This is a genomic window from Rhodovulum sp. DZ06 (assembly GCF_050586345.1).
GTDB lineage: Bacteria > Pseudomonadota > Alphaproteobacteria > Rhodobacterales > Rhodobacteraceae > JBOCEF01.
On record NZ_JBOCEF010000008.1, the window covers coordinates 22,950 to 39,142 of the forward strand.

The following is a 16,193-nucleotide window of genomic DNA, read 5'->3' on the forward strand; positions in this document are numbered from 1 at the left end:
GCAAATCTTTTACTATACATAATATGGATTATCAGGATTACGCATGCGCCGTGCAGCGCGCGGATGATCGGCGCCTGCACGCCCCGTTTTCCCGCGCTTCACCTGCACCCTGCTAGCCGTGGGATGCGCGGCGACGGGACGATCCTTTCATCCCCCTGGACACGGACCGGCGACGCGCGTGGATGGGGCGGCCCGGCCGCTCCATCCACCACCCCCGCCGCGCCCCCGTGCGGGTCAGCCCGGCAGGCGGCCGGTCAGCACGTAATCCAGCATCTGCACCACCTGCTCCGGCGTCTCGGCCACCGCCAGCGCGGCGGCGTCGACTTCCTTGAGCGCGTGCTGGTGCTCGGCCCCGTGCAGGATGATCAGCGATTTCCCCAGCGCCGCGGCATAGCCCGCATCGAAGGCGGCGTTCCACTGCTTGTACTTCTCGCCGAAGCGCACGACGACGACGTCGGCGTCCTCGATCCCCTTGCGGGTGCGGATGGCGTTGAGCTGCGCGCCCTTGCGGTCATGCCAGAACTTGTTCGGCTCGGCGCCCAGGATCGCGACGCCGCAATCATCGCTCGCCGCATGGTCGGTGACCGGAGAATTGAACGACACATCAAGGGCTTGCGCGCCCTCGGTGATGCGCTCGCGCCAGTCGGTGTGGATCTCGCCCGAAAGGTAAACCTTCAGCGTCATGTCTGCTCTCCCTCGTCCGGTTCGGGCCAAGGGATAGCGGCGCGGGGGGCCCGGGACCAGCCCCCTGCCCCCCGAAGGCGCCCCCGCCCCGCGGAAAAGATCACAGCGTGGTCGAGGCGTCGCCGATCAGCACGAAGGGCGCCCAGAACACCGGGTGGGACGAGCGCGGATCGCGCCGCATCCGCCGCTGCGCCTCCTGCAGGGCCTCGGACAGGGTCAGCCCCTCGTCCCGCAGCTCGCGGAAGAAATCGACCATCAGCGCCGTCGTCTCCTCGTCCGCCACGGGCCAGTGGGTCGCCAGCACCGCCCGCGCCCCGGCCGAGAAGAAGGCGCGCGCGAGGCCCGACAGGCTCTCGCCCCCCGCGCCGCTGATCCCGCGGGACCGCACCGCGCCATTGGCCGAGGCCGAGGCGCTCACCAGGTAGCCCGAGGCGGTGTTGCAGGCCGACAGGACCACCAGCTGCGCATCCATCTGCAGCCCGCGGATCTCGGACGAGGACAGCAGCCCGTCCGACTGTTCGCCATCGGTGGCGGTGACGGTCAGCGCGGGTTCGGTGAAGCAGTCCGGCGTGGGCCAGAGGATGCCGTGGGTGGCGAAATGCAGGACCTTGAAATCCGCCAGCGCGCCCTCGGCCGAGGCCGCCTCCAGCGCCTCCTGCGTGAAGGCCTCGCCCGTCTCCAGCTTCGCCGCGTCGCCGAACATGGTGGCGATCGCCCGCGCCTCGGCCCCGGTGCCCGGCAGCGCGCCGACCCGGTCCACCGCCTCGGCCAGCCGCCGGCAGGTGTCCGGCAGCCCCGAGACGCGCAGCACCTTGTCCGGGTCCACCCCGTCGCGGAAATCGCCCCAGGAGGCGACCATCTTCTGCGCCCGGCTGTCGCCCGCCCCGCGGCGGATGTCCACGAGGTTGCGCGGGGAAGGCACGTAGGAAATCGACACGCTGTCCCCGAGCCAGTCGAGCGCCTGGGGCCGCAGCTGCTGCCAGCCCTCGCGCGGGGGTTCCGTCAGCAGTACGTCCAGCGGCAGCGATTGCAGCGCGCCGGTGGTGGCGAAGACGAGGCGGTCATAGGCCAGCAGCCGCTCCTTGTCGGCCTGGAACAGCAGGCGGAACATCTGGTGCGACAGCGGCGCCGGGAACACCGGCGCAGGCGCCCCCGCCTTGGCCGTCAGCCCGCCGCGCAGGATCTGCACCAGAACCGCGATCTGGTCGCCGGTCACCGCGACGGGGCGGAAGGTCACCTCCTCGCGGTCGATGATCAGCAGGAAGCTGCGCGGCGCGCCGGCCAGCACCTGCACCATCGCCTCGCCGGGCGCGAGCTGGGCCTGGAGTTCTTCAAGCGACACCGGGGCCGAGATCGCCGACTGGTATTCCGGCGCGATCCGGTCGCGCGCCGCGCGCAGCGCCTCGACCTCCTCGCGCGCCGCCGCCACCTCCTCGGCCAGCGCCCGGGCCTGGTCGGCCTGGGAGAGCGGGTCGCGCAGCTGCAGCACCTGCAGCGCCTTGAGGTTGGAGTACCGCTCGGACGCCGCCTGCCAGGCGCGCACCGCCCGGGCCGCCTCGCCGTCGCCCTGCCCCAGCAGCGCCGCGGCGCCCGCCACGGTGCGCGCGGTGATCGACTGGCGGATGATCTGCGCCGCGCGGAAGATGCGGGCCCCCATCTCGCGCCGCCGCTCCGGCTGGTCTTCGGAGATCGCGAGCGCGAGGCGGAAGAACGGCCAGATGGTCCGGTAATCCACGATCACCGGGTTCTCCTCGTAGACGTGGAAGGCGCGCTCATAGGCGGCCAGCGCCGCGTCCCCGCGCCCCAGCGCGGTCAGCGCGCGCCCCTCGCGCAGCCGCGCCAGCGCCTCGAGCGGGGTGTCCGGCAGCAGCGCCGCGAACTGGTCCCCGGCCGAGGCGGCGTCGCGCCGCGCGGCCTCGTAATCGCCCTGTTCGAGCTTCACCAGGCTGCGCTGCGACAGGAACCGGGGCCGGTAGGCGGCGGCGGTGCGCGGGGCCACCGAGATCACGTCGAGCGCGCGGTTGATCGCGCGTTCGGCCCCCGCCGCGTCGCCCTCGAGCAGGCGGATATGCGCGAGCGTGTGCTGGTTCGACGCCTCCTCGATCAGGCTGCGCTGGTTCTCCACCCCGCCGCCGAGCGCCGACTGCGCCCCGGCGGCCGAGAGCGCCAGCTGCGCGCCGCCCGAGCTGCGCTCGAGCCGCTCCGCCGCCACCTCGACGAAGCTGCGGGCGCCCTCGAGGATCGAGCGGTTGAGCTGGTCCTGCGCGCGGTAGGCGCTGAGCAGCGCCCGGTCGCGGGCGCTTTCCTGCGGGTCCATGCCCGGCGCGTCGAGCAGCGTCTCGGCCCGGTCGAACAGACCGTCCGCGGTCACGAAACGCTCCTGGCTCGAATGCGCCAGCGCCTGGTTCATCAGGATGAAGGGGCGCGAGGGCGCGCGCGGGCAGGCCACGGCGTCGGGATCGAGATCATAGAGCCCCAGCAGTTCCGAGAACGCGTCCTCGGCCGCCTGGAAGCGCAGCCCGAAGCTGGCGCGCTGGCCGCGCAGCAGGGTCTCGGCCACCTGTCGGCATACCCCGCCCGAGGCCGAGAGCTGCGTCCCCTGCCCGGCGCAGCCCGCCAGCGCGGCGAGCGCGAGGATCGGCGCGGCGAGCCGCTTGAAGCGTGTCATTCCCCGCCCTCCGTTTCGGCGTCGGCCCCGTCTTCTTCCTCCTCCTCCTCGCGCTCTCGGCGCGCGAGGTCGACGGCGTCGAGATCGTCGAGATAGCCCGAGGGCACGCCCCAGAGCTCCTCGTTGCCGTAGGAGACGAAGAGCTCGAACAGGTCCTCGCGCTCGACGTTCAGGATCTGCGCGCGTTCGACCCGCAGCGTGGTCAGCACCCGCGGCGCGGCGGCGCCGGTGCAATCCACGATGTCGCCGATCACGCAGCCGTTGAGGTTGTAGACCGGCGCGCGCGGACCGCTGGGGAACAGCCCCGCGGCCTTGGCGCCCGAGCCGCCGATGAAGCCGAAGATCGACAGGAATTCGGGGGCCGTCGTCCCGCCATAGGTGAAACTGGCGACGTTGACGCCGAAATAGGCGTCGTCGGCCTCGAAGCTTGCGAACAGCGCGTCGGGGGCGAAGCCGACCACGTCGCCCGAGGCGTCGATCACCAGGTCGTCGGCGAAGAGATAGTCCGACAGCGCCTCGCCGCCCCCATAAAGGAACCGCGTCGCCGGGCTGTCCGCGTCCGGGTCGCGCGCGGCATAGGTGTGCCCGAAGCTGACATTGCGGGCCGAGACGATGGTCACGTCCCCCAGCGGCCCGGCCGCGCCCCAGTAGTCGCGCACGCGGATGTCGCCCGCCCCGGCCTTCAGCACCACCGATCCGCCCCCGGCGCGGTCGCCCACCGTCGCCGGGTCCCGGTCGGCGGGCAGGTCATTGGCGCCGTCCACGGCGCGGTCGAAGCGGATCAGGCCGCCCGACGGGTCCGCCCCGCCCGCGGTCGCGTCGACCGTCAGCGTCGCGCCGTCCGAAAGGAACAGGCGCAGGTCGGCCTCGGCCACCGCCTCGGCGCCCTGCAGGACCGGGTCTTCGCGCCCCGGCAGGCCCGGGCCGGTCTCGGGGATCGTCTCGTCACCCAGCGCGGTCATGCGCCCGTCGAAGATCACGTCGTCCGAGGTGGCCAGCGCGATGTCGCCCAGCACCTCGACCTGGCGGATGTGCAGCGCGCCGCCGTCGGTCTCGTCCCGCGCGGTGTAGCCCGCCGCGGCTTCCTCGGTCACCTCGAGCGATCCGGCGATGCGGCGGGCCGAGAGCGCGCCGCCGACATGGTTGCGTCCGTCATCCAGCACCACGTCGCGGTCGAACTCGGCCTCCGATCCCGGGACCTCGCCGAACGCGCCGGCCAGCGGCGCGCCCTGCGCCCAGCCCGAGGACAGGTCGAGATCGCCGGTCACGTCCAGCGGGCCCGAGAACGCCTGCGTCCCGGTCTCGGGCGCGCCTTCGGTCATCGCCAGCGCGGCGACCACGGCCGTGCCGCCCTGGCGGATGGCGGCGTCGCCCACGGCGCCGTCCGCGCCCGCCTGGAGCCGCGCATTCCCGCCCGCGGTCACGTCCGCAAGCAGGATCGAGCCGCGCTCGCTCCAGTGGAAATCGCCGCCGCTGAAGGCCGAGACCGCTCCGCCCACGATGTTGCCATTGGAAAGATAGATTTCACCCGCGGACAGGCGCAGATCGCCGCCGATGACGACAGCCGTGCCCGCGTCCTGGGTCAGCGCGCCCGTCGCCTCGATGCGCGCCGAGGCGGGCGTGGCGATGTCGGCCAGCGCCAGGTCCCCCGCGGCGGCGACCGCGATGGGTCCGCCCGCGTCGATCCCCAGCGTGCCGCCGAACCGGTGCGCGTCGGCGCCGGTCGGCCCCGGTAGACGCACCGCGCCCCCGGCGGCCAGCTCCGTGTCGCCCGCGACGTCGATCCGCGCCGCGCCCGCGGAGGCCCCGGCGGCGGGGATGACGCTTCCCTGGGGCTCTGCGGCCAGGATGTCGCCCCCGGCGGTCCCGCTCAGCGCCCCGCCGACCGTCGCGCCCGCGATCCGCAGGTCATCCCCTGCCCCGAGGCTCATGTCCCCGGTCGACGACACCGCCTCGGCGCGCAGCTCCGCCGCGGCCTCGACCGTCGCGGCGCCGTCCACGGCCACCCGGGTCAGCGCCACGTCGCCCCCGGTCGTCGCGGCGTCGAAGCTCCCCCCCAGCGCGGCGTCCGTCACCGTCATCCCCGCCCCGGCCGAGGCGCGCAGCGCCCCGCCGCCCGGGGCCCCGGCGGTCTGCAGGTCGGCGATGACCATCGCCCCGCCCGAGGTCAGCACCGCCGTGCCCGCCGCCGCCTCGGGCGGCAGCACGGGCGAGGCGCTGGGCCCGCCGATCAGCGCCCCGACGGTCCCGCCCTTGGCGCCGCCCCCGGCCGCCGCGGCGCCCGGCGCGCCGCCGACCGCGATCCGCACGTTCTGCGCCGCCAGCGCGCCCTCGGCCACGGCGCTGAGCGAGGCCGCCGCGATCCCGGTCAGCGCCGCGTCGCCGCGGCTGACCGCACGCAGCGCGCCCCCGGCGTCCAGCGCGTCCACCACGACGCCGCTCATCCCCGCGAAATCCGCGCCCAGATCGACCAGCAGGCGGCGCGCGTCGACGCCGCCCCCGGCCTCGACCGACAGCGCCCCCGCGCGCAGGTCCGCGACCACGGCGTCGCCCGTCTCCGCGGCCAGCCGCGCATCGCCGCCCGCGGTCAGCCCCGAGGCGGTCAGCGCCCCGGTCGCCACGGCGACGAGCCCGTCGACGGAGAGGGTGTCGAGGCTCATGTCACCAGTGGAAACAAGCGTCGCGTCACCCCCCGCGTCGACGCGCGAAAGCTGCATCCCGGCGCCCGACAGGTCCATCGCCCCGGCGACGGAGAGGTCGGTGAAGGTCCCGTCGCCGCTCACCGCCGTGGTGAGCGCGCCGGCCGTCAGGTTCGCCAGCGCCACGTCCCCCGCGCCCGAGACCCCGAGCGCGCCGCCGACGGTCCCGGTCGCGTCCAGCGCGCCCGACAGGTCCAGCCCGGCATCGCCCGCGACGGCGAGGGTCAGCAGCCCCTCCACCGCCACGCCCGAGATCGAGGCCGCCCCCGCGGTCAGCGCCACGCCCGCGTCGCCCTCAAGCCCGCCGAGATCCGCCGCCCCGCCAGCGACCAGCGCGCCGCCGCCGTCAAGGCGCAGCGCGCCCGGGCCGCTCACGTCGCCCGCGGCGTCCACGAGGCCCCCGGCCCCGAAACGCGCGCCCTCGGCCAGGATGCCGACCGCGTCGGCGCGCGTCTCGGACCCGGCGGCGAAGTCTCCGCCCAGCGACACCGTCCCCGCCTGCCGCGCGCCCGGCCCGCCGACCGTCAGCCGGTCGCCGCCCCAGCCGGTCACCGCGAACCCGTCCGCGTCGCCCAGGGCCGCGCCGCCCGCGGCGCCGCCCGTCACCGTGGCCAACTGGTTGTCGAGCCGCGAGAAATCCGCCGCCCCGCCCGTGTCCAGCGTCAGCAGCCCCGTCAGCGCCAGCGCGCCCGACTGGCCCGCCGTCCCGGGGGTGCGCACCACCAGGTTGCGCGCCGCGACCGAGGCGAAGTCGAGATCGCTCGCCGCGTGGACCACCACGTCGTCGCCGCTCAGCGACAGGGGGCCGAGCAGCAGGTTGGCGTCGTCGGTCAGCAGGATGTCGGCGGTCGAGGCGATGGTCAGCGGGCCCGTCACGGTCAGCGTCCCGCTCTGGGTCACGTCGCCGTCGGCGTTCACGAACAGCCCCGCGACCGAGGTCGCGCCGATCTCCAGCCCCGACTCCGAGACCAGCGTCACGTCGCCCCCGGTGCTCAGGCTCAGCGAGCCTTCGAACTGGTTGCCCGCGCTGGTCAGCTCCAGCGCGCCGCCGACGTCGAGCACCGCGTCGCCGCTGACCAGCAGGTTGCTGGTCTGCACCAGGTCGCCGCCGACGGTGATGCTGACATCCTCGCCCACCACCTGCGCGACGCTCAGGTCCCCGGCCGCCGCCAGCACGATGTCGCCGCGATTGTCGAGGGTCCCGAGGATCGACACCAGCCGCAGGTCGCCCCCGAAGCTGTTGGCCGGGTTCGACAGGTCGATCAGCCCCGCGAAGCTCTGGATCGTCGCGGGTCCGGCGACCGAGAGCGCCCCCGGCGCGATGATGTCCGTCCCGCCGGTCAGCTGCAGGCTTCCGGCGGTGATCCCGTCGATGGTCATCACCCCGCCGAGCCGCGCCGCCACCAGCGACGCGCCGCCGTCAAGGGTCAGCCCCCCCGCGACCGTGCTCATCCCGTTGCCGAAATAGAGCCCGCCCGCGTGGGAGATCGCGGTCACCGCGCCGCCATGCACCGAGGTCAGGTTGAGGCGCATCCGCCCCTGGCTCTCGTAGCGCGCGTCGCCCGCGACGGCGATGTCGCCCGCCTGGGTCAGCGTGCCGCCCGCCGTCACGTCGATCCCGCCCGCAAGGGCGAGGTCGGGCAGCGCCAGGTTCGCGCCGCTCTCGATCCGCAGCACGTCCGCCGCCGCCATCCCGGCGCCGTCCACCGCGCCCGCTTCCCCGACCCCGAGGGTCAGCGCCCCCGCGGCGGCGAGGCGGCGCGCGCCCGTGACCTGGATCGCGCCGTCCGCCGCATCGACCCCGCCGGGCATGGACGCGCCCGCGAAGACGGAGAGGTCCCCGGCCGAGACGAGATCGGCGTCCAGCACGATGTGCCGCCCGGCCTCGAGCGCCAGGGAGTCGCCGCCGAAATTCACGTCCGCGGCGATGGTCAGCGTGTCGGTGGCCTGGAGCAGCACGTCGCCGGTCATCAGCGACAGCGTTCCGGCATCGATGAACCAGCTGTCCCCGGCGCCCTCGCCCGCCAGGATCTGCGAATCCGACAGCGCGCCGTCATGCGTGTCCAGCAGCCCGACATTCAGGAAGGCCGGGTCGAACAGCACCGCGCCATCCGCGATCAGCCCCGAGACGTCCGGCGCGCTTTCCACCAGCAGCCGCCCGGCGGAGGAGACCGAGACCTCGCCCCCCGTCCGCCCGGCGGCGAAGACGTCGCCGCGCAGCGCCGTGCCCCCGGTCGACCACAGGGCCACCTTGCCGCCCGCGCCGAGGCCGCCATCCGCGCGCAGCGACGCGCCGGCCGAGACCAGCGCGATCCGCGCCGCCGACGCGGCGCCGTCGGCCTTGCCGATCGCGATCTCGCCGCCCCCGTCGCGCCCCGAGGCGTCCAGCGCCGCGCCCCCGGCGACGTGGATCACCTCGCCCGCAAGGCCGATCTTCCCGCCCTGCGCCCCCGACGCGTCCAGCGTGCCGGAGACGGCGACGGACTCGCCGCGCAGGATGATGTCACCACCGGAAACTTCCGCCGACGCGGCCGACACGACGCCGCCGACCGAGACCGTCCCGTCCACCGCGTCGCGCAGCCCCGCGGCGTCGAGCACGACCAGCCCGCCCTCCACCGCGATCTCGCCGTCGGCGATGATCTTCGCATGGGCCGCGGGGGCGGCGTCGGCGAGGTCCATCTCGAACATCCCGTCGCCCGAGATGTCGACCGAGAAGCTCTCCTTGCCCGCCATCACCACGCGGCCGAGCCGGGAGACGATGCGCCCGCGATGCCGGATCTCGGGCGCCACGAACCCGGCCAGCCCGGCCTCGGCGAAGCTGATCTCGCCCTGCAGGTCGATCAGCGCGTCGGCGGATCCGGGCGTGTCGAAGCGCACCGCGCCCCCGGCCATGAACCCCTCGTCATCCGAGATGTCGACCGAGGAGACCAGCAGCCCCCCGACATCGATCCGCGAGCTCGCGCCGAACATCACCCCGTTGGGGTTGATGATCCAGACATTGCCGTTCGCCTCGAGCGCGCCGTCGAACCGGGTCGCGTCGGTCGAGGTCACGCGGTTGAGCGCGACCGACCCCGCGTCGGGCTGCTCGAAGCGCACCACCTCGCGCGCGGAGGTGTTGAAGCCGTCCCACTCGATGATGATCCGGCGGCTGTCCTGCCGGATCGTGGTCACGTCCCCGGCCCGGTCGATCACGCCCTGCCCGCCGGTCACCACCCCGCCATCGGGGCCCGCAAGGACGGGCGCCCCCCAGCCGCAGGCGGCGGCGAGGGCGAGGGCGGAGGCGGCGCGGGTCGCGCCGGTGCGGGTCGGGCCCGGGCGGACGAGGACGGAGCGGGACACGGCGCGGCCTTTCGTCAGAATTCGCGCGAGGCGCTGAAGAAGAACCGCCACGCCTTCGACTGCGTGCGCTGGAGCGGCTGGTTCAGGGGGCGGGCGGCCTCGAGGTTCAGCGCGAAGCCGTAGGGCAGCGCGCTGCGCACCCCGAGGCCGGCCGAGGCCAGGGTGGCGACGCTCGGCGCGCCGCCCTCGAGGTTGCGGACCTTGGCGATGTCGGCGAAGCCGTAGAACGTCGCGTCGATGCGCGCGTCGAACGCATCGAACGTGGTCGGGATGCGGACCTCGCCCGCCAGGCCGACGCCGAGATCCCCGGCATATTCCGTCGGGTCGAAGGCGCGGCCCAGGGTCGGGCCGCCGATGGCGAATTCCTCGTAGGACAGCAGCGGCCGGTCGGCCCACTGCCCCGACAGCTCGGCCCAGAATTCCAGCGGCGCGACGGCGGGATGCACCAGCGTGCGCGCCGCGCGGCCGCGCACCAGGAAGAAGGTTCCGTCGCCGTCGGAGCGGCTCAGCCCCGCCTCGCCCGCCGAACTGGCGCCGAGGATCGGCAGGCCCGCGCGGGCCTCGAACGCCGCCTCGGCGGCGCCGAACGCGTCGCGCTGCTCCACCGACAGGGCCAGCTCGACCGCGCGGATGGAATCGTTCGCCGTCACCTGCCCCGGCGCGGTCGAGGTCCCCGGCAGCTCGCCGTCCATCTCCACGATCTCGACCCCGGCGCGGCCCGTGACCGACAGCGCGCGCGAGCGCAGCAGCGGCGTGACCAGCGCCAGCTCGAGCTCGGCCTGGCTGCCGAAGATGTCGAACGCCTTCACCTCGCCGCCCGGCCGGGTTTCGGAGTAGAGGGCGCGCGCCTGCAGCGCGGCGCCCCCGGCGGTCAGGTGGCGCTGGTGCTCCAGCTGCACCGTGAACCGCTCGGTGAAATCCTCTGGGAACGGGTCGTCGAAATCGCCCGAGCCGAACACCGAGAGCGCGGTGCTGTCGGCCATGTCGGACCAGCTGTTCCAGGCCGCGACCACGCCGTAGAGGCCGCGCCCGGCCAGCGGCGCCTGGCGGTTGTCGGCGAAGGCGACGATGTCGAGCGGCGCGCGCTCCATGTTGATGAACAGCCGCACCGCCCCGCGGGTCCCGTCGGCCCCGAGCTTGGGGACCGCGGCGGCGCGGGTGACGCCGGGAATGTCCGAGAGCCGCAGCAGCACGTCCTCGATCTGGTCGAGCCGCGGATTGCGCAGCCCGCGCAGCGGCGCGACGATCCGCTCGGCCAGCGCCCTGACCGGGCCGAGCGGGCCCGCCGGCTCCTCGACCGTCACCTCCTCGAGCACGGCCTCGAGCATCTCGAGCCGCGCCCGCCCGCCCTCGATCGACTGGGCCGGAACGATGACGCGGTTGAACAGGTAGCCGTCCGCGCGATACCGCGCCTGCAGCTCGGCCGCGATCTCGTAGAGCGCGTCGAGCCGGATCTCCTGTCCGATGCGGTCCTGGTAATAGGGGGCGAGCGCCCCGGGGGCGTAGACCGTGCCGCCCGACAGCTCGAGCGCCGTCAGCACGAAGCGGATCTCGGACGCGCCCGCGGGCGGGGTCTGCGAGGTGAGGGGGATCCGCGGCGGCCCGCCCAACGGCCCGGCCTGCGGCGTGCGCGTGTCGCGCAGCGCGTTGATCGCGTCGGCGGGCGCGATGTACCCGCCCTCCTGCGCCCATGCCGCCTTCGGCACGGCGCCCTGCAGCGCGAGGATCGCGGCCCCCAGAACCGCGACCGCCCGCCGGCGGCCTTGTATCGACAACCCCTCATCCTTCCAAAACGCCGGGGACCGCAATGCCGCCCCCGGCCTGCGCCGCCGGTCCCGCCGGGATCGGCCGCGCGGTGCGTGTTGCGACGGGTCCCCGGTCCGCGCCCCCTGCGCGCGGGTCCGGGCCGTCGCGCCCCCCTCGCCGCCTGCGGTCAGGCGGCGGGGCGGCGGCGGCTTACTGGTCCCAGGCGGGCGCGCGGATCGCGCCGACCACCTGCGCGCTGTCTTCGCGCGCGCGGGCGATGCGGGCCAGCGCGCCCGGCGTGTCGGCGGCGCCGCCGGCGATCGGGCCCTTGTAAGGCCCGGAGATGACGCGGGTCGAGCCGTCCTCGGCGATCAGGGTCACCGTCTCGCCTGCGGCGAGGGCGACGAGCTGGGTGTCGGCGGCGAAGGCGCCGACCGGCAGCGCGGCGGCGGTGGAGTCGACGACGTAGAGGTCCCCCGCCGCCGCGGGCGCGGCGGCGAGAAGGGCGAGTGCGAAAATGCTGCGTTTCATGGCGATGACCTTCATGCGGTATCGGGCGAACGCGGCGACCGTGGGTGACGGACGGCCTGTCGAAAACCAAAGTCGTGACGCGGCCGAACAGCGGCGCGCGCGGAGAGCTGTGTGACGGTGTCTGTGACCGAGCCCCCTCTCGATGAACGAATGGTAGCACGGCCATGGGCGCGCCGTCACACTTAAGGGCAATGCGGGCGAAATTGTGTTGGCGGAGCCCGCCGCGCCGCCGCGGGGTTTTAAAACCGTGAAATAATTGCGATCTCTGGCGCGCACGCCGCGGCCGGGCGCCGAACGCGCTGCATTCACGAGAAGAAAAAGGAAAATCGCGCACAGCTTCCGGGGGCGTCGATGACTGCGGAATTCCATTCCGCGACCTTCCACCCCCCCGCGCGCGGCCGGTCTTCGACTCAGGCGCCGACCCGGTCGTCGCGCGCCCCGGCCCGCAGCCGCGCCAGGTGCAGCGCCGCCAGCGCGTCGTCCGGGCGCGCCGCGACCAGCCCCGCGAAACGCGCCTCGGCCGCCGCCTCGCCGGCCGCCATCGCGTCATAGGCGGCGGCGTAATCCGACAGCTCGCGCGCGCTCATGTCCCGCGCCAGGCTCCAGGCCGGGGTCGCCCCCGCCTTGCCCTTGAGCGCGAGCCGCCCCGCCCGGCGCATCGGCGGCAGCGCGTCAGTCCCCGTCCCGGCCCCCGCCCCCGTCCCGGCCCCCGCCCCGATCTGGGCCAGCGCCGCCTCCCGCGCGGCGGAGGAGACGACGACCCGCGTGCCCAGCGTCTTGTTGATCGATTCCAGCCGCGCGGCGGTGTTCATCGCGTCGCCCATGGCGGTGAAGTCGAACCGCTTGCGGCCGCCGAAATTGCCCACGCTCGCCGCCCCCGAATGCACCCCGATGCGGGTGACCCCGAGGCCGAGATCGGCGTGGCGGCGGCGGAACTCCTCGGCGAAGACGTCCATCGCCGCCGCCGCGCGCACCGCGTTGGCGGCATGCATCGGGTCATGCGCCGCCGCCCCGAACAGCGCCACCACCGCGTCGCCGATGAACTTGTCGATCATCCCGTCATGGGCCCCGAGAATGTCCGACATGCCGTCGAAATACTCGTTCAGAAGCCCCGTCAGCACGTCCGGCGCCAGCCGCTCGGACATCTCGGTGAACCCGGCGATGTCGGTGAAGATGAACGAGATTTCCCGCCGCTCGCCGCCAAGCCTGAGGCTGTCGCGGTCGCGGGCCAGCCGGTCGACCATCGCCGGCTCGAGGTAATGCGAGAAGGCCTGGCGGATGAACGCCTTCTCGCGGAACGAGATGAACGCCTCGGCCACGCCGCCGAGGCCGAAGGCCAGCACCAACGCGATCATCGGCGGCGCGATCGGCAGGTACGGCCCGCCCCGCGCCGCCAGCGTCCAGGTGAGCGCGAGATACGCCCCCGCCGAGGCCGCGAAGGACGCCGCGCGCAGCCAGGCCGAGCCGCCCCGCAGCCCCAGCGCCGCGCCGATCAGCGCCAGGAACCCGGTCGCCAGCGCGCCCTTGGTCCCGTCCATGTCCCAGTTGTCGACCACCCGCCCGTCCAGCAGCTGCGCCAGCACATGCGCATGAAGCAGCACCCCCGGCTGGGTGCGGTTGGTCACCGTCGGATCGACGGCGAGCGAGGTTTCGTGCCGGTCCGTCTGCTCGAGATCCGCGCCGATCAGCACGTAGCGCCCGCCGAACCAGCCCTTCAGAAGCTGCGGCGGCAGGTTGGGGTTCAGCAGCACGTGCGCCGGCAGCACCGGGAAGGCGGGCTTGCCGTCCTTCGTCTCGCGCCGCCAGTCCACCAGGCCGCCCTCGAACGGAACCCGCCCGCCGGCGGTTTCCAGCAGCCGCGCGGGCAAGGAGCGGATCTCGGTCCCCTCCATCCCCACGGCGAAGCGGCGCACCACGCCGTCGCGGTCATAGCGCACCGTGGCGAAGCCCGGATCGGCGCCGGAGCGGGCGACGAAATCGTTCAGCCAGGCCTCCTGCTTGGGGCGCAGCCCGGCGCGGGAATCGGCCCAGGCCACCACCTTCGGCCCGTCGAAATCGCGCAGCGCCGCGGCCAGCGCCGCGTCCTTCTCGGGCTCGGTGGCCTGGTCGAACAGGATGTCGACCCCCACCGCCTTCACCCCGGCCTGCGACAGCCGCTCCACCACCGTCGCCAGGAACCCGCGGTCGACGGGCGAGCGGTAGGGGAACAGCGCCAGCGTGTCCTCGGTGATCGTCAGGATGGAAATGCGCGTGTCCTGCGCCCCGGAGAGCGGCGAGACGATGACCCGCAGCGTGTCGTTGGCCCCGGCCTCGAGATAGCGCAGCGTGTCGCGGTCGCGGAAGGCCGAGACGCAGAGCACGCTGATGGCGACGACGAGCAGGATGCCGACCGAGAGCCGCGGCGGCGGTCGGCGCAGGCGCGGCCGCGCCGGGGCGGCGGCGCCGTCCGGCGCTGGCCCGGTCTCCTGCTCGGTCACGGTCAAGCGCCCCTCCCCCGGTCCGGCCGCGGCCCGCCGGGGGCCGGGCGGACTGCTACGCCCTGCTTGCGGTCATGCTGCCGCCTGGCAGGAAATTTTACAAGCATGCCATGCGGTTCGGGGCCATGGCGCGGCGCGGGCTCAGCCGTGCGGGCCGCGCGGCGGCAGCGGCCCGCGCATCAGCGGCAGGAAGGCGGCCATGTCCGGCCCCGCCCGCCGCCCGGTCAGCGCCCGGCGCAGCGGCATGAACAGCGCCTTGCCCTTGCGCCCGGTCTCGGCCTTCAGCGCGCCGGTCCAGTCCTTCCAGGTCTCCGGGCCCCAGGGCCGGTCCGGCAGGCGCGAGAGCGCGAGCGCCACGTAATCGGCGTCGTCATGGTCCACGTCCGGCGCGGCGCCGTTCTGCGCGATGTCCCACCACTCCGCCGCCTCGGCCAGCGTCCCGAGATTGCCCTGCACCGCGGCCCAGAACGGCGCCGCGTCCGGCCCCTCGATGCCGAGGGCGGCGAGGCGCGGCGCGGCGTCCGCGAAGGGCGTCTCGTGCAGGATCCGGGCGGTCAGCGGCCCGAGATCCGCCGGATCCAGCTTCACCGGCGCCGCGCCGAAGCGCGAGAGGTCGAAGCCGGCGGCGATCTCGGCAAGGTCGCGCCGCGGCTCCACCGGGTCGGCCGAACCGAGGCGGGAGAGGAGCGAGAGGATCGCGGCCGGCTCGATCCCCTGCCCGCGCAGGTCCTGCAGCGACAGCGCGCCGAGACGTTTCGACAGCGCCTCGCCCCCCGGCCCGGTCAGCAGCGAGTGATGCGCGAAGCGCGGCGGCTCGGCCCCGAGGGCGCGGATGATCTGGATCTGCGCCGCGGTGTTGGTGACATGGTCGGCGCCGCGCACCACGTCGGTCACGCCCATCTCGGAATCGTCCACCGCCGAGGCGAGCGTATAGAGCACCTGCCCGTCCGCCCGGATCAGCACGGGGTCGGAGACGGAGGCTGCGTCGATGGACTGCTCCCCGAGGATTCCATCAACCCATTCAATGCGTTCGTGGGAGAGCTTGAAGCGCCAATGCGGGGCGCGCTGCGCCGCCAGCTCGGCCTTCTCCGCCTCGGTCAGCCGCAGCGCGGCGCGGTCATAGACCGGCGGCCTGCCCTGCGTGCGCTGGATCTTGCGGCGACGGTCGAGCTCCTCCGGCGTCTCCCAGCAGGGATAGAGGCGCCCCGACGCCTTCAGCGCCTCGGCGGCGGCTTCGTAGCGGTCGAGGCGCGCGGACTGGGTTTCCTCGCGGTCCCAGGCGAGGCCGAGCCAGGCCAGGTCCGCGCGGATCGCCTCGGCGAATTCGGGGCGCGACCGCTCCGGGTCGGTGTCGTCGAGGCGCAGAAGGAACGTGCCCCCGGCCTTCCTCGCAAGCGCCCAGTTGAACAGCGCGGTGCGCAGGTTGCCGAGGTGCAGCAGGCCGGTCGGGGACGGGGCGAAGCGGGTGATCGTCATGGGATTTCCCTGTCTGCGCAGAGGATTGTCAGGCGTTCTTTAGGCGGCGTATCAGGGCCGTTCCTTCTCCGGCGCGACCTGGCGGCAGGCCAGCGCCATCGGCTCCAGCCCCAGCGGCATCATGTGTTTGAGCCAGATCCGCTGCGGCCGCCCCGAAAGCGCGTTCATCAGCCCCTGCACCCGCAGGATGGCGACGCCGCGCGCGGGCTTCACCCCCTTCTTCACCGAGTAGCCGAAGTACTTGGACAGCATGGCGTTCTTGATCTGCCAGTATTCCACGTCCTCCCAGCGGATCAGCCCGTGGCGGCGGTCCTCCAGCCCCTCCGGGGTCACCCGCAGCAGCGGGCGCGGGTCCAGCGCCTCGCGGATCATGACCCCGCCGATCAGGAACAGGATCATGCAGGCGACCGGGACGACCGCGTCGCCCGCGCCGCCCTCGACCCATTTCCACAGCACGAACAGGCCGATGCCGTATTGCGCCAGCGCCCCGAGCCAGAGCTTGAAGCGGTTCGGCGGGAACTCGGTCGGCACGAGGTCGGGGTCGATCATGTCCGGGTGCATCATGGCGCGTCC

General features: G+C 74.0%; 8 protein-coding genes. All 8 read right to left on the reverse strand.

What is annotated here, in order from left to right:
* Positions 1-234 precede the first annotated feature (234 nt).
* Positions 235-684: a YtoQ family protein gene (locus tag ACQ5SO_RS05585; protein WP_430940593.1), complete on the reverse strand. Its 450-nt coding sequence runs from the start codon at positions 682-684 to the stop codon at positions 235-237.
* Positions 685-784: 100 nt separating this feature from the next.
* On the reverse strand, positions 785-3,352 hold the full coding sequence (locus tag ACQ5SO_RS05590; RefSeq protein WP_430940594.1) for a CHAT domain-containing protein: 2,568 nt from the start codon (positions 3,350-3,352) through the stop codon (positions 785-787).
* On the reverse strand, positions 3,349-9,390 hold the full coding sequence (locus ACQ5SO_RS05595; protein WP_430940595.1) for a filamentous hemagglutinin N-terminal domain-containing protein: 6,042 nt from the start codon (positions 9,388-9,390) through the stop codon (positions 3,349-3,351). Before ACQ5SO_RS05595 ends, ACQ5SO_RS05590 begins: the two co-directional genes overlap by 4 nt.
* Before the next feature lie 14 nt (positions 9,391-9,404).
* Positions 9,405-11,165 carry a ShlB/FhaC/HecB family hemolysin secretion/activation protein gene (locus ACQ5SO_RS05600; protein ID WP_430940596.1) on the reverse strand — a complete coding sequence of 587 codons (1,761 nt, stop codon included), beginning with the start codon at positions 11,163-11,165 and terminating at the stop codon, positions 9,405-9,407.
* Between the two features lie 181 nt (positions 11,166-11,346).
* Positions 11,347-11,667 carry a hypothetical protein gene (locus tag ACQ5SO_RS05605; RefSeq protein WP_430940597.1) on the reverse strand — a complete coding sequence of 107 codons (321 nt, stop codon included), beginning with the start codon at positions 11,665-11,667 and terminating at the stop codon, positions 11,347-11,349.
* A gap of 410 nt (positions 11,668-12,077) precedes the next feature.
* Positions 12,078-14,144, reverse strand: a complete 2,067-nt coding sequence (locus ACQ5SO_RS05610) for a CHASE2 domain-containing protein (RefSeq protein WP_430940678.1) — start codon at positions 14,142-14,144, stop codon at positions 12,078-12,080.
* 141 nt (positions 14,145-14,285) lie between these two features.
* Positions 14,286-15,620, reverse strand: coding sequence for a glutamate--tRNA ligase (gene gltX, locus ACQ5SO_RS05615; protein WP_430940598.1), 1,335 nt, complete (start codon positions 15,618-15,620; stop codon positions 14,286-14,288).
* A 51-nt stretch (positions 15,621-15,671) separates the two neighbouring features.
* The gene (locus ACQ5SO_RS05620; protein WP_430940599.1) at positions 15,672-16,184 is read right to left on the reverse strand and encodes a hypothetical protein; all 513 of its coding nucleotides are present in this window, start codon (positions 16,182-16,184) and stop codon (positions 15,672-15,674) included.
* Positions 16,185-16,193: the final 9 nt, after the last annotated feature.

Bases quoted from the DNA above. Each gene is read 5' to 3' on its own strand.
- ACQ5SO_RS05585 (WP_430940593.1), bottom strand. From the start codon at position 684: ATGACGCTGAAGGTTTACCTTTCGGGCGAGATCCACACCGACTGGCGC.
- ACQ5SO_RS05590 (WP_430940594.1), bottom strand. From the start codon at position 3,352: ATGACACGCTTCAAGCGGCTCGCCGCGCCGATCCTCGCGCTCGCCGCG.
- ACQ5SO_RS05605 (WP_430940597.1), bottom strand. From the start codon at position 11,667: ATGAAACGCAGCATTTTCGCACTCGCCCTTCTCGCCGCCGCGCCCGCG.
- gltX (WP_430940598.1), bottom strand. From the start codon at position 15,620: ATGACGATCACCCGCTTCGCCCCGTCCCCGACCGGCCTGCTGCACCTC.
- ACQ5SO_RS05620 (WP_430940599.1), bottom strand. From the start codon at position 16,184: ATGATGCACCCGGACATGATCGACCCCGACCTCGTGCCGACCGAGTTC.